Below are 19,366 nucleotides of genomic sequence, written 5' to 3'. Positions count from 1 at the left end.
CGAAGGGATTGTGTTTAGTTGATAACCACTACTACTCTGAATGCGGCCATAGATAAAACCTATTATGTTAAACAATTCAAGCTTGGGGCTTCCCATCGTGCAACAGAGGTGTTTGCCGAAGCAGGTGGAAAAGGGATTAATGTTGCGCGAACGCTGCTAGAGCTGGGAGCAGATCCTTATGCAATGGGCTTTCTTGGCGGCAATAACGGCAGCTTTATTCAAGATGAATTGGACAAACAGGGTATCAAGCATGATTTTATCCGCGTGAGCGGTGAGTCGAGAATTAACTTGAATATAATTGACGAAAGTGATTACAGCTCAACCGAGGTTTTGGAATCGGGACCGGTAATTTCTGTGGATGAGCTGGAGCAGTTTCGAACTAAAATTGCTGCTCAATCTAAACGCACGCCTTGGATGGTATGTTCCGGCAGCTTGCCAAGGGGAGTAGCGCTATCAACTTATGCAGAGTTAATTGAAATTGCTAGAAATAATGGCACGAAGGTTTTTTTAGATACGAGTGGGGAAGCTCTGCGTTCAAGTATCCAAGCGAAACCATTCTTCATCAAACCGAATGAAAAAGAAATTGCTGAATTGACAGGACAGTCAGTTGCAGACGAAGATGGGCTTTTTGCTAATATCCACGCATTAATGAACCAAGGGATAGCCTGTGTAACGGTATCTTTGGGTGAAAAAGGATCGATCACGGGTTATCAAGGCAGGTTATATCGGGCAACTGTTCCTCGGTTGGAAATAGTCAACACGGTGGGGTGCGGAGATGCTTTTGTTGCAGGGATGGTTGTTGGATTCAGTCAATTAAAGTCAATTGAGGAATGCATTCGATTGGCAACTGCGACTGGTTCAGCCAATGCTCTAACCCAAAGTGCAGGCTATGTGCAAATGGAAGAAGTAGAACGAATTAAAAAAATAGTGAACATTGAAGAAATACAGTGGACTTCCTCTAAATGAGGAGGTCCATTTTTTTGATTGTTTTCACCTCACTATAGATTTTCCGAAAATTATTATATAATAAAACAATTAAGATATCACTATTGAAACTGGGGAATTAGCTATTAAGATGAAGAAGCTAGTTAAGGCACCTATTTATTTCTACAGAAAATTTATCTCACCCTTAACTCCACCAAGCTGTAGATTCTTTCCAACCTGTTCTGAATATGCGCTTGAAGCCATTGAAGTGCATGGACCTATTAAAGGCACGTGGTTAGCAACTAAACGCATCTGTAAGTGCCATCCCTTTCATAAGGGTGGAGTAGATTTGGTTCCACCAAGTAAACACCCCAAGTCTCAGACTTGACATTGGTCATGGATATTCGTATATTTTGATTAATTAAATGTTTCGTTTCAATGAAGGGATAAGTACATAGCTATACCCTACGACAGAGAGCCGGGATTGCTGAAATCCGGTTAGGGAGCGCTGTAGAACATGGTCCTGGAGAATTTGCTTCCAAGCGTTGGGCTTATGCTGACGTAAAGGAGTGACGTGTTCCGACGTTAAAAGGAGGGTCTGCCATAAAGCAGACCAACTGAGCTCAGTATTCGTAAGAATCTGGGGAATGTGGGTGGTACCGCGTGAGCTGCAAGCTCTCGTCCCAATTAGGATGAGGGCTTTTTGTGTTTTTTTAAAGACATTTACCTAGGAGGTTTCTGAAATGACAGCAGATAACAAAACGTTTTATATCACAACACCTATTTACTACCCCAATGACAAATTGCATATCGGACATGCTTATACAACAGTTGCTGGCGATGCCATGGCTCGGTATAAGAGACTTCGCGGTTATGAAACTTATTTTTTAACAGGCACAGATGAGCATGGCCAGAAAATTGAACGCAAAGCTGCGGAAGCAGGGGTAACACCACAGATATTGGTTGATGGAATTGTAACGGGAATTCAAGAATTATGGAAAAAATTAGATATATCGCATGATGATTTTATACGTACAACTGAACCACGACATAAGAATATTGTTCAGGCTATTTTTGAGCAATTACTTAAGCAGGGTGATATCTATAAAGGTGAGTATGAAGGCTGGTACAGTATTCCGGATGAAACCTATTATACAGAAACCCAGTTAACAGACATTCAACGAAATGAGCAGGGGGCTATTATTGGCGGTAAAAGCCCAGATAGTGGTCATCCAGTAGAACTCGTCAAGGAAGAAAGCTATTTTTTCAAAATGAGCAAATATGCAGACAGGCTTCTTACTTATTACGAGGAGAATCCAGGTTTTATTCAACCGGAATCACGGCGTAATGAGATGATTAACAACTTTATTAAACCAGGTCTAGAGGATCTGGCAGTATCGAGAACGACATTCGACTGGGGAATTCCTGTAATTGGTGATCCCAAGCATGTTATTTATGTATGGATTGACGCGCTTTCGAATTATATAACGGCACTTGGTTACGGTTCAGATAAGGATGACTTGTACCGTAAATTTTGGCCGGTAGACGTCCATTTAGTTGGCAAGGAGATTGTGCGATTCCATACGATTTATTGGCCAATTATGTTAATGGCCTTAAATTTGCCATTGCCGAAAAAAGTATTTGCCCATGGCTGGCTCTTAATGAAGGACGGTAAAATGTCCAAATCAAAGGGTAATGTTGTCGATCCAGTGACGTTGATTGATCGGTATGGCCTTGATGCGTTAAGATATTACTTATTGCGTGAAGTTCCTTTTGGAGCAGATGGTACATTTACGCCAGAAGGTTTTGTGGAACGGCTTAACTTTGATTTAGCGAATGATCTCGGTAATTTGTTGAATAGATTTGTTGCAATGAATGATAAATATTTTGCTGGTGTTCTCTCGCCATATGTTGTTAACGCAACAGCTTTTGATCAAGGCTTGGTCGATCAGGCTCAAACTACTGTCAATAAAGTAGAAGAAGCGATGGAAAGGATGGAATTTTCCGTTGCACTTAGCTCGATTTGGCAGTTAATTGGCCGGGCTAATAAATATATTGATGAAACGTTGCCTTGGAATATTGCCAAAGATGAACAGCGGAAGAACGAGCTTGGATCCGTCATGTACCATTTAGCTGAAAGTCTGCGGATTGTATCTATTCTAATTCAACCGTTTTTAACCCAAGCTCCAGCGAAGATATGGCAGCAGCTTGGAATCGTTGCTGGTGAGCTAACCAGCTGGGAGAGTGCGGCTGTTTTTGGCACATTGCCTGCTGGAATTCAACTGCATAAAGGGGATCCAATCTTTCCTCGTCTGGACGTTGAGCAAGAGGTTGCTTACATAGCAACAGCAATGAAAGGTACCGTAACGGCAGAAGCGGCAGCAAAGCCAGAAAATACTAAACCAACGGCAATAGTTACTGAGCCAACAGCTCAAGCGGAAGAAATTACAATTGATGATTTCTTTAAAGTAGAGCTTCGTGTGGCAACAGTTCTTGCGGCAGAACCATTAAAAAATGCAGATAAACTGTTAAAGCTTCAACTGGATTTAGGAACAGAGCAAAGACAGGTAGTATCGGGTATTGCTAAATTCTATACGCCAGAACAAATGGTAGGCCGTAAAGTAATTTGTGTGACCAATCTTAAACCAGTGAAGCTCCGCGGTGAATGGTCACAAGGGATGATCCTTGCAGCCTCCCACGGGGATCAGCTTACTTTAGCAACAGTTGCAGAAGATTTACCGAATGGTGCAATTGTTAAATAGACATTTAGTTTTTAAGGAGGGGATAGAATGGCAGATGTCAATGTATGGTTTGCATTTTGGGCAGGGTTAGCTTCCTTTATTTCACCATGCTGTCTGCCCTTGTATCCTTCTTTTCTTTCTTACATAACGGGAATATCCGTAAGTGAGTTAAAAAGTGGTGGTAAATCACGAGAAGTACGCAACAGCACGATGGTACATGCGCTGTTTTTCATTCTTGGATTTACGATTATTTTTATGCTGATGGGATTGACTGCTGGAGCACTAGCAGAAAGATTTCAAGATAATAAAGATCTAATTCGCCAAATAGCTGCGATATTGATCTTTATTATGGGCTTGGTAATGTTGGGGATTTTCCAACCGATGTGGTTGATGAAAGAGCGCAAGCTCCAGCTTAAATGGAAACCAGCTGGTTATCTAGGCTCTATACTGATTGGAATGGGTTTTGCGGCAGGCTGGTCTCCTTGTGTAGGGCCAATGCTGGGAGCTATTCTTGCTTTATCGACGACAGAGCCAGGAACATGGCTTTTCCTAATCTCGGCTTATTCGCTTGGCTTTGCAATTCCATTCTTTGTTTTAACCTTTTTTCTAGGTTCCACCAAATGGATTTTGCAATATTCAGCCGTACTCATGAAGATTGGGGGTGTGCTGATGATCATCATTTCTATCCTGCTTTATACAGATCAGATGGTGCGAATTACGATCTTTTTCAATCAACACACGCCTGAATGGTTGAAATTTTAAGTGAAATAATCAATGCTGGCTTGTGGAAATTTCGTGAAAATCTGTTCAGTAATAAACGTACGCAGGGCATTGGCTTGTTCATCGGGATATACATACTTTCCTTGACCGTATTTGCCCCATTTATATTTGCGCTTAGCTTCATCCATTTCTAATTTTGTTTTGGGGTAGCGTTGTTCGATTACTCGCTTTGCTGTTTTCGTAAAGCGATGCTGAATCAATTCGAAAGTTAGATCAGTAGTTGCGTCCTTAGGTAAGGTAGCTTGCAGTTTGGTCAATAACTGAGCATATCCGTCCTGCCAGCCTTCATGCCAAATGATTGGAGCAATAATGAAGCCAAGGGGATATCCGGCCTTAGCGATTCGCCCTGCAGCTTCTATACGTTCTGAAAAGCTTGAAGTACCTGGCTCAAAATTGCGGATTACATAATCGGCATTTACGCTAAACCGAATGCGCGTATGCCCGTTATGTTTCAATTGCAGCAAGGGATCGACATGGTGAAATTTAGTAACAAAACGTAAGCGGCCATAATCTTGATCAGCCATAAATTCGATAAGCTCCTTCAAGGAGCCGGAGATATGCTCAAGTCCTACAGGATCGGATGTACAGGCTGCTTCAAACCGGGTTGTTTCTGGAATACGCTCATCGATATATTTTTGGGCAGCATCCATGATGTCATCCGTATTTACATAGATCCTAAGATAAGGCTTGGCACCAAGCGTCGTCTGTAGATAACAATAATGGCAGTGAGCCATGCAGCCTGTGGCTATAGGGATTGCATATTCAGCGGAAGGCTTGGATTGCTCGAATTTCAAGGTTTTTCGGATCCCTACAACAAGCGTTCTTTTGGCGATACGGTATTTTTCAAGCTCCGTTTCCCCAGGTAAATTGGTAATTCGATTGTGTGATTTGGTTATATGAATCGGCAGTTTTTGCTCGGTAGCCCAAGCATGAATTCGTTGGCCTTTCGGGTATTCTAAAGCATCAGGTTCAAAATAAACTAGCTCAGGAATAAACAGCTGCGTGCTGGTTGGAATTCTGGTTTGAAGTTCCGTTGCGACTGAAATCACCCTCTTTATAAGTTTAGTTTATTGTGTGGAATTTAGGGTATCTCAGTCATGGAAAATTCAACGAATTGTACAGTCATGATATGGGAATTAAACTTGCTTTGTTTGCGGTAAATGGTTTATCATACATAGAGTGCTGTAGGCTTTAAAAGCATACAGATATAGGAGGGAATCGCATGGCGACGCCAAGTATGGAAGATTATCTAGAGCGCATTTATAAGCTAATTGACGAAAAAGGCTACGCGCGCGTATCTGACATTGCAGAAGGTCTTCAGGTACACCCTTCATCCGTTACAAAAATGATTCAAAAATTGGATAAAGATAACTATTTGGTATATGAAAAGTACCGTGGTTTAATTCTTACCCCTAAAGGTAAAAAGATGGGTAAACGCTTAATGGATCGCCATCGCTTGCTTGAGGAATTTTTGGGTGTTATAGGTGTGCAAGAAGGTAATATATACGGAGACGTGGAAGGAATTGAGCATCATTTAAGCTGGGATTCCATCACTTGCATTGAAACGTTATTAGAGTTTTTCCGCAGAAATCCCACACGTGTAGAAGATTTAAAGCAAATCCGTAATGAGTTGGATCAAGAATAAACTCCTTTTCTACTAATTTATGCTATAAGGAGAGTTGTATGAAATCTCAAAAAATCTTGTTAGCCGATGATGAGTTAGCATTGCGGTTTTTAATTTCCGAAACGTTAATTGACGAGGGTTATGATATTACTGAAGCATCTGATGGCCAAGAAGCTATCGATAGTTTACAAAATGAAGAATATGATTTAATTATTCTCGATTATATGATGCCTGCCAAAACAGGGATTGAAGTTTGCGCATGGCTGCGGAATTCAAACTCTGTCAATAAGCTCAAGCCAGTATTATTACTAACAGCTAAAGCGTTGGACAGAGACAAGGAACAAGCATTGGCTGCTGGTGTAACAACCTATTATCTTAAACCATTTAGTCCGTTACAGCTTATTTCCACTATCAAACAAATGATCTAATTGGATGTGAAGTGTAAATGGATCCAGTTCAAGGCAATAAAATCAAAGTAGGACGCAAAATACTTATAAATGAATTAGGTAAAAAGATAACCATCTTAGATAATCTCGAAGATGGTTCTGTCGATTTTCTCAGAGCACAGCATATATATCGTCTAGTACATAGTTTAAAAGGCAGCGCTCCTGTATTTGGCTTGATTCGAATTGGACATATTGCAGACCAGCTTGTGAAAAAGTGGGAATGGGTTAATAGAGAAGACATCAATCTTTCTGAAGAGTTAATCCCATCTGCTATTGCAAGTAGTCTGACGCTTGTTCACGAATTAATTGAAGAGTATGAAATAAGTAAAAAAATGATCGAAGTTGATCGGGATGAGCCTGTATCTACTATTCAGGTTTCCGCCCATCCGGGCAGTCGCATTCTAATTGTGGATGATGATGAAGCATTACGTTCTTATTTAGTTAAAAGCTTGCAGTCTGATGGGTATATAGCAGATGGAGTACATAATATTGACAATGCAAAAGCAAAGCTTTACCAAAATAAATATGATTTAATTACTTTGGATTTACGAATGCATCCTCAATCAGGCTATGACTTGTTTTATTTCCTCAAGGAAGATCCTACTTTGAAATGGTTGCCGTTAATTGTTTTATCCGGAGAAAATGATTTACAAGATAAAGTACGCTGTTTGCAGCTTGGTGCTGATGATTATGTCACCAAGCCTTTTCAATATGAGGAACTGGCTGCGCGGATTTTCAGCTTATTACGCAGGACGATGATTTTTTCACAGATGGCCTTTCGGGATCCGCTTACAGGGATATTCAATCGACGTTATTTCGATAACCAAATGCAGCTTGAATTGAAGCGAATAGAACGTTTCCCTGCACCTATATCATTAGCTTTTATTGATATAGATCGTTTTAAGAATATTAATGATACATACGGGCATTCCATCGGCGATCTAGTGCTTCAGGCAATGGCCCATACTCTGCAAGAATATGTTCGCTCAACAGATTTGGTAGCACGTTTTGGTGGTGAAGAATTTGTGATTATATTCCCCAATACCACTGGACAGCAAGCAGCTGCCCTTATTCAAGCTGTCTTGGATAAAATTCGCCGCTCGCCAATAACTGAGCATGAAGGACAAGCCTATAACATTACTTTTTCAGCAGGAATAGCGCAATGGCAGCCTGGCGTTGATGTGCAAAAATGGATTCAAGTGGCAGATGAAACCATGTATAAAGCTAAAGAACAAGGACGCAATCGATGTTTGCTTTATGATTATTCGCTAGAAGAAGTGTCGACTTCAGCCATTAGAAAACGGATACTTATTGTTGATGATGATCGTATGATTCGTGCTATTCTGATGTCTAAGCTAGCTCATCTTCCAGTAGATTTAATGGAAGCTACAGATGGGGAGGAAGGCTTGCAAATTCTTATCACGGAAGTAGTTGACCTTTGTTTACTCGATGCGATTATGCCTAAGATGGATGGGTTTGGCTTATTGCTTGCACTTCGAGATAATAAGAAAGCTTTAAATGAAGAAATGAAAGTTATTATGTTATCAGGACGAATCAATGACGAAGACATCGCACGAGGATTGATGCTTGGAGCGGATGATTATATTTCTAAGCCTTTTTCGATGATAGAACTAGAAGCTAAAGTGAAAAAAATTCTGCAGTTAGAATAAAGAAGTATACTGTTAACGGGCAACTTGTTGCTTTTCCATTCGAACGAAATCCGCGAGAAATCTCGCGTTCTACAGGAATGGAATCGTTAATTGTTGCCCGTTACCAGTAAAGATATCATAACGAGGTGCTTGGTAAACTATGCGCATAAAATCGATCCAAGCATCAACCCGATTAATCACCTTATTATGTATTTTGCTATTGTTTGGGGTGTCCAGCTTGTTTTTCTGGGAAATCACTATTTCAACAAGTGGATTACAGGTGATTGGTCTAGGTTTTTTTTCTTTAATTGCATATTTATTAATCAACAATTCAAAGCAAGATAAGGTTGTTCTTACACTCAAAGATGAGCTTAATCAAGAGAAAAAACGAGCTCGGCGGATTATGGAATCTACTCAAGAATCGATTCTTATAGCTGATAAAATGGGGAATATTCAGTATTCCAATTCTAATTTTAAAAGTTGCTTTAAGCTTGAGGACAAGGTTGTTACAACGCTTAAAGCATTTTGCGAGGATATGCGTATTTACTGTACAGAATCAGACAGCTTGCAAGAGTCTATTAGTAAGTACTTAACCAATGATAGCAGTGGCAGTCTGACTTTTCAGTTCAAATTTTCTTCTGCAAATGAGGAGGATCAATATTTTGAGTTAAATGCTACTAAAATTGAAGGGGAAATTATTAATTCAATTCCTGCTTATTTATTTGTTTTTCGTGATCGGAGCGAGGGAGAAAAAGTTTTACAGATGAAAAATGAATTAATCAGCATTGTTTCCCATGAATTAAAAACGCCATTATCCAGTATTTTAGGCTTTGTTGAAATCTTGTTGTATCGTGAAGTTTCTGCGGATAAGCGCAAAAAATACCACCAGACGATTTATAATGAAGCGATTCGGTTATCTGATTTAATTAATGATTTCCTTGATTTGCAGCGAATGGAGGCTGGACAACAAAAATACTATATTACACCTTTGGCCTTAGATATATTATTAGCTGAAATTGTTGAACAATGGACTGAAAAGCAAGGATGTCATATACAGCTTCAGCTGCAAGCAAAAACAATTTTGGTTCGTGCAGACGAGAATAGATTACGTCAGGTATTAAATCATCTGATTAACAATGCTCTTAAATACTCTCCTGACAATGAAAACATTCAAATAATAGTTGAGCTGGATCAAAAGAATGTTTCGATCCATATCCATGATCGTGGTATTGGGATTCCAGATGAAGCGAAAAGTAAGCTTTTTACTAAGTTTTATCGTGTAGATAACTCGGATAGAAGGCAGATGGGCGGGACAGGCTTAGGGTTGGCTATCTGTAAAGAAATCGTTGAGAAGCTTGGTGGACAGCTTAGCTTTACGTCTGTATTAGGAGAAGGAAGTATCTTCTCAGTGGAATTGCCTGCGTATGAGGTGGTTGATCTTCATCAGAAAATGGTTGTTGTTCGAGATAATGATACCATTGCGCAATTCATGTTTAACAGCTTTACGCAATTGAATTTTCCTTTTGTGCATTTAGATACTCCAGAAGAATGTATATTGGCGTTAGAACACTGTAATCCTGATAATAGGCCTGCGATGATTTTTCTTGATTTGAATTTACAAGGGTTAAATTCGGGGTGGGGGATCTTAGATAAGCTGCATGAAATTTCTGGGTTTATTGAAGTTCCTGTTATTATATTCAGGTCTTTGGAGACATTTGGAGATTCCAATGAATTTGAAATCATTGCACAGCTGATCAAAACGATCGATACACAAGCCATTGCCGGCTCCATATCCTATATGATGAATAAACCACATCAGCATACTTATCTATTCTCAGAAAGAGATGTATCGATCGTTTCGTCATTAGTACTTCGAGGGATGAATATTAAGAACGTAATTGCTAAGCCAACTTATTTAGAAATCGAGCTGGTTCCAAAAGAAACATTTAGTGAAATTTAGGGGTATCATCATCCGATGAATCCTTATTGCCTTGAATAACACGGAAGGGAGAGGGCTTTTTCTTCTCCCTTGTTTTGTTTTGATACGTGTACGATGTTTTGGAGCTGCCTTTACGAATCAATCCATTAGGTGGATATTTGTACAAAATAAAAATTGCGGCAAAAATGAATAGTGGAATTAAGTAACTGGAAGGCGAACGAATAATACTCCCCAAAAGACCAATGATGATCAATCCGATAATAACCTGAGTAGGTATCGAAAAACGTCTTCTTTTCATTTGAATTCCTCCCTTGAGTTTTCGTAAGAAAACTTTCTACGTAAGCATAGGCTGAGTTTACCTTAGTAACCTAAGCGTTACGCATATCAATTTCTCTCATGCGATTGAATGATGCAATGGAAACCTCAACCTGAGCATCTTCTGGTTGTTTGGTCGTTAATTTCTGCAGCCATAATCCAGGATAACCCAAGTAACGAAGTACAGGAATATCACGAAGTGCATTAGTAATCCGCAGTGCTTCATAGGATACCCCAATTACCACGGGTAATAAAATAAGCCTTTGGATAATTCGCTCCATAAAGGTGTCATAAGGAACAAAAGAATAAATGATAACACCGATAATGACGGTTAGAATAATAAAGCTGCTGCCGCAACGGTAATGCAGCGTATTGAATTTTTGCACGTTTCGTACGGTAAGCTCAAGGCCTGCTTCGTAAGCGCTGATTACTTTATGCTCAGCTCCATGGTACTGGAACAATCTTTTAATCAGTGGAGTTAGAGATATTACATAAATATAGCCTACAAGAAAAATAATTTTAATAAGTCCTTCTAATAGGTTATGGTAGATTCGACCTTCAAACAAATTATTGAATGCTAAATATTCGATAGCGGGTGGCATTAGGGTAAAGAATAATTTACCAACGACAAAAGAAAGCACACCTACTACTGCAACACCGAGATATAGAGATATTTTACCGAAAAATGAAGGCTCTTCCTGTTTAACCTCTCCTTCTTCCTCCGCATAAACCTCAGCAGAAAAATTAAGATGAACAGAACCTTTAGCACTAGCTTCAATAATCGCAACTAAACCGCGAAGTAAAGGAATCTTCTTTAAATTGCGCACCCAGCCTTTTTCTGTTTTAGGTACTTCCAAAAAGCTGATTTCATTGTTTTTACGACGAACTGCTGTAACGTGCACGGATCGTCCTGCAAACATGACCCCTTCAATAACAGCCTGACCACCGTATACACTATTGGTTTGTGACAAAACGCGCACCTTCTTTTCTATAGATGTTGTACTTTTCTATTGTACCGAATTTATAGGTGGATTACCACTTGTTGCTCATCAACTCGTATAATATCAAATTTATCTGGGTAATCTACACATAATTCACTCAGTTGGATGGTGTTAACAATGGACTTAACGGATAAAACAACCATTAAAGACTATAAATCCGTACCGATATTTAATACTTTAAATGACAATAAAGCGTATTTGAGCGAAATATTCAAAGATAGCTCTGATATTGTAATCAGGGAATTCGAGATTGAAAAAGGCCCCATTGCATTATTCGTATACATTGATGGTCTGATTACGACAGATGCCGTTGATAATGCCATGAAAACCTTGATGGTGCTTGAAGGAAATGAAGATATTATTAAACAAATCCAAACTCATTCCTTGCCAGTTGCTCAAGTAATGGTAATTGAAAATTATATGGATCTCTTGAATGGCATTCTTTCTGGAGATACTGCGTTTATCGTAGATGGTAATCAAACCGCCATAAATCTGGGTTTGAGGGGCGGAGAGCACCGCACAGTATCGGAACCACAAACGGAATCGGTTATTCGTGGCCCCAGAGATGGTTTTAACGAATTAATTAGAACAAATACCTCCTTAATTCGCAGAAAAATCAAGTCGCCTAGATTAAGAATGAAGCCGATGGTAGTTGGGCTGCAAACCAATACTAATGTTGTCGTATCTTATATTGATGGTCTGGCTGATCCTGAATTGGTTAAAGAGGTAGTTGCACGAATTGAAAGAATAAAAATCGATGGTGTTCTAGAAAGCGGTTATTTAGAGGAATTAATTCAAGACAGCGGTTACTCGCCTTTCCCACAGCTTCAATATACAGAACGTCCGGATACTGTTGCGGCAGCATTGCTTGAGGGTCGAGTTGCTATCATTACGGATGGCACCCCATTTGTACTGCTTGCACCGATCGTATTCTGGCAATGGATCCAAGCTAGTGAGGATTATTATGAAAAGTTTTATATAGGCTCACTGCTGCGTATCTTACGGTTAATTCTCTTGTTTATCGCACTTTTCACGCCTGCGATCTATATCGCAATTTCTACCTTTCATTCTGAAATGATCCCAACCAGTTTACTTTTAAGTATTGCAGCTTCAAGGGAATCGATTCCATTTCCTGCAGTTGTCGAAGCCTTGATTATGGAGTTTGCATTTGAAGCGCTACGAGAAGCCGGGATACGCTTGCCAAGGGCTGTAGGCCAAGCGGTGAGCATTCTTGGGGCATTGGTAGTGGGTCAAGCTGCCGTTCAAGCTGGAATTGTCTCAGCGCCAATGGTAATCGTTGTGTCAGTTACAGGGATCGCTTCTTTTTCACTTCCTAAATATAATGCTGCTATTTCTGTGAGAATTCTGCGTTTTCCCTTGATGATCATTTCGTCCATTTTCGGTCTACTCGGTCTTATAATTGGGATCATGTTCATCATGGGCCATATGGCACGGCTTCGTTCCTTTGGCGTTTCTTATTTATCGCCAATTGCTCCATTGTCGATCAGTGATTTTAAAGATATTCCAATAAGAGCTCCTTGGTGGGCTATGAAAAAACGCCCGGCATTCTTAAAGTCAGTTAATAAGGTAAGAATCGGGGATATGACTGAGAAAAAGGGCAAGATTGGAGAAGCTGAAAATAATGAATAATAGCTCTTTGTTAAAACATCTTAGATGGATATTCCCTTTTGTATTATGCCCTTTAGTATTGAGCGGTTGTTGGGACCGCAGAGAAATTAATGATGTAGCCTTCGTATTAGCATCTTCAATTGATAAAGAAAACGATTTATATCGGATTAGCATCCTTATTCCCTTACCTGGAAATATGGGAGGGGCCAGTGGAGGGGGCGGAGGTACAGGCGGTGTAGAGCCTTATACTATTGAGACTGAAGCGGCGAATACGATATGGGAAGCAGTTGATAAAATACAATCTCGGCTGCCTAGAAAAATATTTTTTGCGCATCGACGTGTTCTGTTATTTGGAGAAGATATTGCAAAAGATGGAATGACCATACCAATGAATTACTTAGCTGATAGACCAGAAAATCGGCTATCCACGTTTGTGGCCGTAACAAAAGGTAAAGCTATGGACCTTTTGGGTGCAAAGGTTAAGCTTGAACGATTCTCCGCCGAGCTGATGAGGGAGCTTCTACAATCGGATGCTACAATTAAGACTTCAGAAAAAGATATAATTACGAATATGAACTTGATTGGAAAAGATGCATTCATCCCTTATTTAGAACTTAATAAAGCAGAAACCAATGGCAATAAATCGGATGAAATTGTATCAACAGGTTTCGCTATAACTAATAACGGAAAAGAAGTAGCTGTCTTAAAGAACAATGATGCACTAGCTTTGCGTCTCCTCGCACCAAAATTTTCAATGTATTCTCAAAGGTTGAAAATTGACGGTGAAAGGTTCTCCTACCAAGTGCGTAATGTTAAAACGGTAATAAAGCCAATAATAAACGGGAATCAAATTAATTTTGAAATTTCTGTGGTCGCCATGGCGGATATCAATGAATTTTTAAGCACAAAGGATATTTTTGAAGAAATGCCTAAATTCCAAAAGATAATTGAATCACAAATGAAAAAGGATCTGCTGCAAGTATTAGATATCTTAAAAACGAAAGGCAGCGATGTTGTAGGCTTCGGCCAAATTCTTAATAGACATTATCCGGAGAGATGGTCCAAGGATTGGGAGCCGCAATGGAATACTGTATTTGCTAAAACAAATTTCAAGGTTACAACAAAAGTACATATTTATGATATTGGTGCACTTAGTGGAAATATGGTAAAGAAGGGGAATTGATTATGCGAATAAGCTTTTTACTTATCCTTTTTGCATTCTTGGTTTACACTCTCTATACAAACTGGAGAGCATTAAATACGGGTTCAGATAAGCTTCTCTTAATCCTGTTAGGCACATTTAATATGATTCTGTTGGTTATGTACTTGTTTCATCTAAAATTGCCTTTTCCAGCGGAGTGGTTTTAGCATAAAAGGCAGGGATTCAAATTTGAAAGGGGTGGGAAAGTGGCTATTAAGAAAATATATATTAGCAATTACCAGCTTGTATTATTGGTTTGTGCTCAATTATCTGTGTCAAATCTGCTTACTTTACCTAGGGGGTTGGCAGAAACTTCTAAACAAGATGCATGGATTTCCCTCTTTTTCCCAATTGTTTATAGCCTTCTAATAGCTTTAGTTTTATTTATAATTATGAAGCGTATGCCTGGACAAAACATTTTTGAAATTTCAAAAAGCCTCTGCGGTAAATTTTTAGGTGGGGTTCTAAACATTATTTTTATTGTATATCTCTTTTGTGACCTTGTAATAAACATAAGAGTATATGCTGATTATTTTAGTACAGGGATCCTTGAACGGACCCCTATTGAATTTATTATTTTAATTACTATTGGACTAATCATGTATTTCGGCAGTGGGACTATTGAAGAAGTGGCAAGAATTGCAAGCTTGTTTTACCCTATTCTCTTTATTGTATTGCTTTTATTACCGGTTTTATTGATTAACGAAATTGATATGGCTAAGCTGCAGCCAATTTTAGCTCGAGGCTCGCATGCTATCTTCAAAAGTGGGTTATTAGGCGTGGGTTCTTTTGGCGATATTGTAGTCTTTGGAGCCTTTCTCAACAATATTAAAAACGCTCGTGGATTTTATGTTTCCATGAAAACTGGAATTCTTATTTCGGGATTCATGCTTATTTTTGAGCTTTGCCAAATAATCGCAGTTTTTGGACATATAACGGCCTCAAAAATTATCTTTATTGGCTGGTTTTTGGTTCAACAAGTACATATAACTGATTTTTTGGATCGCGTAGATTTATTCATTATGTCTCTGTGGTTGCCTAATGTGTTTATTAAATACATTATTCTTTATCTTGCAATTCTAATTGGATTGGCATCCTTTACAAAATCCAAAAGCTATAAAGAATATAACGGCTTACTTGCTTGCTTGGTCATTCTGGTACCTATTTTATCGTTTGATAATATTTCTGAAGTTATTAATTCTTACACTTATGGAATAGTTCCTGTTACTCTTTTTGTTCATATTGTATTTTTTGGAGTTATTTTAGCTGCTCTTGTGATTCGGAAATCCAATGTCGCTCAGATTAAGGATCGTTGGAAACATGGACGATTTGTTTGGATATCGCTTTTCTTATGCACAGCGGCTATATATCTCAATGATGTGGTTAGTCATAAAACGGGTATGAATGGTATTATTCTAGGTATTTCATTTACTTTTTTCATCCTACTGGCTATGGTTTTATCAATTAGGGAATTCAGTAAATTAAACAGGGATCCCAACTAAAGAGTTTATAGATCTACCATAAAAATATTAAAGCTATTCAAAGCCTAGCTTCCTATGGTAAAATGTCTACGTTAAAAAGAAGTAGGATCGGTCAGGTGATTCCACATGAAAAAAGTCTTGGTTTTACATGGTCCTAATCTCAATATGTTAGGCATTCGAGAACCAGGCGTATACGGTTCCGTAACGCTTGAGGCGATAAATCTGAATCTCATACAGCTGGCTAATCAGCATGATATGGAATTAGAAATTTTTCAATCGAATCATGAAGGTGAACTCATTGATCAAATCCAGCGTGCGTTTGGGGTTAAAGATGGAATTGTGATTAATCCAGGTGCATTTACGCATTATAGCTATGCGATTCGGGATGCGCTAAGCTCAGTGAGCTTACCAACGATTGAAGTACATTTATCGAACATTCACCAAAGAGAGTCGTTTCGTCACCAATCGGTTACAGCACCGGTTGTAGTCGGTCAAATTGCCGGCTTTGGAGCTTATAGCTATGAGCTCGGGCTGCTTGCGCTTGCAAAGCATCTAACTGTTAACGGGCGATTGTAATATTTGTCCATTATCTGTATACAAGGGAATAGGTGAATAGGCATGGAGAAGGTTAGGTTGCTCAAGTTACGTGAAGCAATGGTAGAGCAGAAGCTTGACGCTGTATTTATCACAAATGCTTTTAATCGAAAATATTTAAGCGGGTTTACAGGCTCTTCGGGTTATTTAATCATTACATTAAATCAAGCCATTTTATTAACAGATTTTCGTTATATGACACAAGCGCCTGCTCAAGCACATTACTACGAAGTCATCGAGCATGGACCGAAGGCAATAGAGACTGTCAAAGAAATATTAACTAAATACGCGATAACACAGGTTGGCTTTGAACAGAATGAGGTTACCTATGGGTTGCATCAAAGCTATGCTGCGGTTCTGAATCCCATTAAACTTGTACCAACTGATCAACTTGTTGAGAAGCTGAGAATGTTTAAAGATTCGGCCGAATTGATAATCATGCAGGAAGCTGCAGATTTAGCAGATCAAACATTTTCTTACATATTGACCAAGCTTAAATCAGGTGTTTCTGAAAAAGAAATAGCCTTGGATATGGAAATTTACATGAGGAAGCATGGCGCAACATCATCCTCATTTGATACAATTGTTGCATCTGGAGAACGTTCCGCATTGCCTCATGGCGTAGCGAGTGATCGAATTCTTCAAACCAATGAATTTGTAAAGCTTGATTTTGGCGCCTATTATAACGGTTATTGTTCTGATTTAACTAGAACCGTTGTTTTAGGAAAACCAACTGACAAACATAAAGAAATTTATGATATAGTCTTGGAAGCACAGCTGCAGACATTGGATAAGCTCAAGCCGGGAATGACAGGTAGAGAAGCTGATGCAGTAGCCAGAGATATTATTCGCAAAGCAGGCTATGGCGATCATTTTGGACACGGTACAGGACATGGATTGGGTATGGAAATTCATGAAGCGCCTAGATTGTCTTTCCAGAGTGATGTTGTTCTAGAAGCAGGCATGGTTGTAACCGTAGAACCCGGCATTTATATTCCTGGCTTCGGTGGTGTTCGAATTGAAGATGACGTTGTCCTTACGGAAAACGGAATTCGCATATTGACCCATTCGTCTAAGGATTTTATTGTGATTGATTAAATAACCCATAATACAGGAGGAAACACAAGTGATTTCAGTAAACGATTTTAAAACAGGTGTAACGATTGAAGTAGATGGCGATTTATTCTCAGTAACCGATTTTCAACATGTAAAACCAGGTAAAGGAGCGGCATTTGTCCGTTCTAAATTAAAGAACATTCGTAACGGGAATGTGGTAGAAAAAACGTTTCGTGCCGGTGAGAATTTAATTCGTGCTGTTGTCGAAACTCGTGAAACTCAATACCTTTATACAAGTGGAACCGAGTATTCTTTCATGGATACAGAAACCTTTGATCAATTTACATTGTTGTCCAAGCAGCTGGAATGGGAACAAAAGTTTTTACAGGAAAATATGATCGTAAATATCGTTAGCTATCAAGGTGAGATTCTAGGAATTAATTTACCGAATACAGTTGAATTAAAGGTTGCAGAAACCGAGCCAGGTGTAAAAGGCAATACAGCACAAGGCGCTACTAAAAATGCAACACTTTCAACAGGGTTGACTCTTCAAGTTCCGATGTTTATTAATGAAGGCGATATACTGTTGATTGATACTCGTGAGGGCAGATATATTTCTCGTGCATAGGTTTAGTTAATCTGCTATCTGGTTTTAATTATTGCGGTTAGCAGTGAAAAGTAAGGTTGGGAGTGAGTGGGTTGTCTTTAATCGTAATGAAATTTGGCGGTAGCTCAGTTGGGGATGCTGAGCGGATGATACGTGTTGCGAAACGCATTATAGCTAGGAAGCAGCAAGGTCATCAGTGTGTTGTTGTCGTATCTGCAATGGGAGATTCAACCGATGAGCTCATTGATTTATCCCGAAAAATCTATGATGGCAAACCTCCTGCACGTGAAATGGATATGTTATTAAGCACGGGAGAACAAGTTTCCGTTGCTTTGCTATCCATGGCAATTCATAACCTAGGTGAGCAAGCGGTATCGTTTACAGGCTGGCAGGCTGGTATGGTGACAGAAGCCATTCATGGTAATGCGCGTATATCCGAGATCAATCCAGTGAGAGTGATGGAAGCTCTTGCTAACAACAATGTGGTCATTGTCGCAGGCTTTCAAGGCATGACAGAAATAGGCGAAATTACGACACTTGGACGCGGTGGTTCAGATACAACAGCGGTTGCAATGGCTGCTGCGATTAAAGCAGATATATGTGAAATTTACACAGATGTGGATGGTATTTATTCTACCGATCCGCGTGTAGTGAAGGTTGCGCGTAAGCTAGATGAAATCTCGTATGATGAAATGCTAGAATTAGCTAATTTAGGAGCAGCAGTTTTACATCCTAGAGCTGTGGAATATGCCAAGCACAATCAAGTAGCCTTAGTCGTTCGTTCCAGCTTTAATGAGAATGAAGGCACTCAGGTAAAGGAGGAAGTCAGTATGGAGCAAGGGATTGTCGTTCGCGGCATTGCTTCTGACAAAGATGTTGCACGCATCAGTATCATAGCTGTACCCGAAAAGCCTGGACAATTGGCTACCGTATTCACCGCATTAGCCAAAGAGCAAATTGATGTGGATATCATAGTCCAAAGCGGCGTTCAGAATGGATCGGCTGATTTCTCTTTCACTGTTTCAATAGCTGATATTGCTAAAGTTATGCAAGTGTTAGAAGGAATTCAGGAGCAGGTTGGATATCAAGAAGCGACATCTGAAGTGGATTTAGTTAAAGTTTCTATTGTTGGCGCAGGCATGGTAAGTCATCCTGGAGTAGCTGCAACTATGTTCGAGACTATTTCTGCTTTGGGAATCAGCATCAATATGGTCAGCACTTCAGAAATTAAAATGTCCTGTGTGATTAACAATGCTAGATTGCATGAGGTCATCAATGCTCTACATACCGCTTACGGCTTGGATGCTGAGCAGCAAGCATTTGTTGGCGGGCCATCTGATCGCAGATAGGGAATTTGGTAGAAGCAAGTATAAAAACAT

Annotated in this window: 19 protein-coding genes; 16 read left to right on the top strand and 3 right to left on the bottom strand. The window is 39.5% G+C overall.

Annotation, left to right across the window (positions count from 1 at the left end):
- Nucleotides 1-18: 18 nt before the first annotated feature.
- The 4 genes from pfkB to EHS13_RS20785 all read left to right on the top strand — a co-directional run bounded on the left by pfkB (nucleotide 19) and on the right by EHS13_RS20785 (nucleotide 4,427).
- On the top strand, nucleotides 19-966 hold the full coding sequence (pfkB, locus tag EHS13_RS20800) for a 1-phosphofructokinase (protein WP_155702236.1): 948 nt from the start codon (nucleotides 19-21) through the stop codon (nucleotides 964-966).
- A gap of 109 nt (nucleotides 967-1,075) precedes the next feature.
- Complete coding sequence (gene yidD, locus EHS13_RS20795) at nucleotides 1,076-1,312, top strand: membrane protein insertion efficiency factor YidD (protein ID WP_155702235.1); 237 nt, start codon at nucleotides 1,076-1,078, stop codon at nucleotides 1,310-1,312.
- A 355-nt stretch (nucleotides 1,313-1,667) separates the two neighbouring features.
- On the top strand, nucleotides 1,668-3,686 hold the full coding sequence (gene metG / locus EHS13_RS20790) for a methionine--tRNA ligase (protein ID WP_155702234.1): 2,019 nt from the start codon (nucleotides 1,668-1,670) through the stop codon (nucleotides 3,684-3,686).
- Nucleotides 3,687-3,713: 27 nt separating this feature from the next.
- Nucleotides 3,714-4,427, top strand: a complete 714-nt coding sequence (locus EHS13_RS20785) for a cytochrome c biogenesis CcdA family protein (protein ID WP_155702233.1) — start codon at nucleotides 3,714-3,716, stop codon at nucleotides 4,425-4,427.
- On the opposite strand, the gene splB is transcribed toward EHS13_RS20785, so the two are convergent.
- Nucleotides 4,424-5,491, bottom strand: coding sequence for a spore photoproduct lyase (gene splB / locus EHS13_RS20780; RefSeq protein WP_155705449.1), 1,068 nt, complete (start codon nucleotides 5,489-5,491; stop codon nucleotides 4,424-4,426). The two genes, EHS13_RS20785 and splB, sit on opposite strands and share 4 nt — an antisense overlap.
- A gap of 176 nt (nucleotides 5,492-5,667) precedes the next feature.
- On the opposite strand from splB, the gene mntR reads away from it, so the two are divergent.
- The 4 genes from mntR (at nucleotide 5,668) to EHS13_RS20760 (ending at nucleotide 10,124) form a co-directional block, all read left to right on the top strand.
- Complete coding sequence (mntR, locus tag EHS13_RS20775; protein ID WP_155702232.1) at nucleotides 5,668-6,090, top strand: transcriptional regulator MntR; 423 nt, start codon at nucleotides 5,668-5,670, stop codon at nucleotides 6,088-6,090.
- A 38-nt stretch (nucleotides 6,091-6,128) separates the two neighbouring features.
- Nucleotides 6,129-6,497 carry a response regulator gene (locus EHS13_RS20770; RefSeq protein WP_155702231.1) on the top strand — a complete coding sequence of 123 codons (369 nt, stop codon included), beginning with the start codon at nucleotides 6,129-6,131 and terminating at the stop codon, nucleotides 6,495-6,497.
- Between the two features lie 17 nt (nucleotides 6,498-6,514).
- On the top strand, nucleotides 6,515-8,185 hold the full coding sequence (locus tag EHS13_RS20765; protein ID WP_155702230.1) for a diguanylate cyclase: 1,671 nt from the start codon (nucleotides 6,515-6,517) through the stop codon (nucleotides 8,183-8,185).
- A 139-nt stretch (nucleotides 8,186-8,324) separates the two neighbouring features.
- Nucleotides 8,325-10,124 carry an ATP-binding response regulator gene (locus EHS13_RS20760; protein WP_155702229.1) on the top strand — a complete coding sequence of 600 codons (1,800 nt, stop codon included), beginning with the start codon at nucleotides 8,325-8,327 and terminating at the stop codon, nucleotides 10,122-10,124.
- Here the strand turns inward: EHS13_RS20760 and EHS13_RS20755 are convergent.
- Both EHS13_RS20755 and EHS13_RS20750 read right to left on the bottom strand, forming a co-directional pair.
- Complete coding sequence (locus tag EHS13_RS20755) at nucleotides 10,111-10,401, bottom strand: hypothetical protein (protein WP_155702228.1); 291 nt, start codon at nucleotides 10,399-10,401, stop codon at nucleotides 10,111-10,113. The two genes, EHS13_RS20760 and EHS13_RS20755, sit on opposite strands and share 14 nt — an antisense overlap.
- Before the next feature lie 70 nt (nucleotides 10,402-10,471).
- Nucleotides 10,472-11,389 (bottom strand): DUF1385 domain-containing protein, encoded by a 918-nt coding sequence (locus EHS13_RS20750; protein WP_405083510.1) that lies wholly within the window; start codon nucleotides 11,387-11,389, stop codon nucleotides 10,472-10,474.
- Nucleotides 11,390-11,536: 147 nt separating this feature from the next.
- Between EHS13_RS20750 and EHS13_RS20745 the strand changes: the two genes are divergently transcribed.
- The 8 genes from EHS13_RS20745 to EHS13_RS20710 all read left to right on the top strand — a co-directional run bounded on the left by EHS13_RS20745 (nucleotide 11,537) and on the right by EHS13_RS20710 (nucleotide 19,336).
- Nucleotides 11,537-13,069 carry a spore germination protein gene (locus tag EHS13_RS20745; RefSeq protein ID WP_227013454.1) on the top strand — a complete coding sequence of 511 codons (1,533 nt, stop codon included), beginning with the start codon at nucleotides 11,537-11,539 and terminating at the stop codon, nucleotides 13,067-13,069.
- Nucleotides 13,062-14,231 carry a Ger(x)C family spore germination protein gene (locus EHS13_RS20740; protein WP_155702226.1) on the top strand — a complete coding sequence of 390 codons (1,170 nt, stop codon included), beginning with the start codon at nucleotides 13,062-13,064 and terminating at the stop codon, nucleotides 14,229-14,231. Before EHS13_RS20745 ends, EHS13_RS20740 begins: the two co-directional genes overlap by 8 nt.
- A 2-nt stretch (nucleotides 14,232-14,233) precedes the next feature.
- Nucleotides 14,234-14,416, top strand: a complete 183-nt coding sequence (locus EHS13_RS20735; RefSeq protein ID WP_155702225.1) for a hypothetical protein — start codon at nucleotides 14,234-14,236, stop codon at nucleotides 14,414-14,416.
- Between the two features lie 39 nt (nucleotides 14,417-14,455).
- Entirely contained in the window at nucleotides 14,456-15,751 is a 1,296-nt protein-coding gene (locus EHS13_RS20730; RefSeq protein WP_155702224.1) for a GerAB/ArcD/ProY family transporter, read from the top strand.
- Nucleotides 15,752-15,856: 105 nt separating this feature from the next.
- The gene (aroQ, locus tag EHS13_RS20725) at nucleotides 15,857-16,306 is read left to right on the top strand and encodes a type II 3-dehydroquinate dehydratase (RefSeq protein WP_155702223.1); all 450 of its coding nucleotides are present in this window, start codon (nucleotides 15,857-15,859) and stop codon (nucleotides 16,304-16,306) included.
- A gap of 42 nt (nucleotides 16,307-16,348) precedes the next feature.
- Entirely contained in the window at nucleotides 16,349-17,422 is a 1,074-nt protein-coding gene (locus EHS13_RS20720; protein ID WP_155702222.1) for a M24 family metallopeptidase, read from the top strand.
- A 28-nt stretch (nucleotides 17,423-17,450) separates the two neighbouring features.
- Entirely contained in the window at nucleotides 17,451-18,008 is a 558-nt protein-coding gene (efp, locus tag EHS13_RS20715) for an elongation factor P (protein WP_155702221.1), read from the top strand.
- A gap of 71 nt (nucleotides 18,009-18,079) precedes the next feature.
- Nucleotides 18,080-19,336, top strand: a complete 1,257-nt coding sequence (locus tag EHS13_RS20710; protein ID WP_155702220.1) for an aspartate kinase — start codon at nucleotides 18,080-18,082, stop codon at nucleotides 19,334-19,336.
- The last annotated feature ends 30 nt before the right edge of the window (nucleotides 19,337-19,366 follow it).

It is taken from the genome of Paenibacillus psychroresistens, assembly GCF_009728935.1.
Taxonomy (GTDB): Bacteria; Bacillota; Bacilli; order Paenibacillales; family NBRC-103111; genus Paenibacillus_AC; species Paenibacillus_AC psychroresistens.
This window is presented reverse-complemented; position numbering and strand designations above follow the sequence as displayed.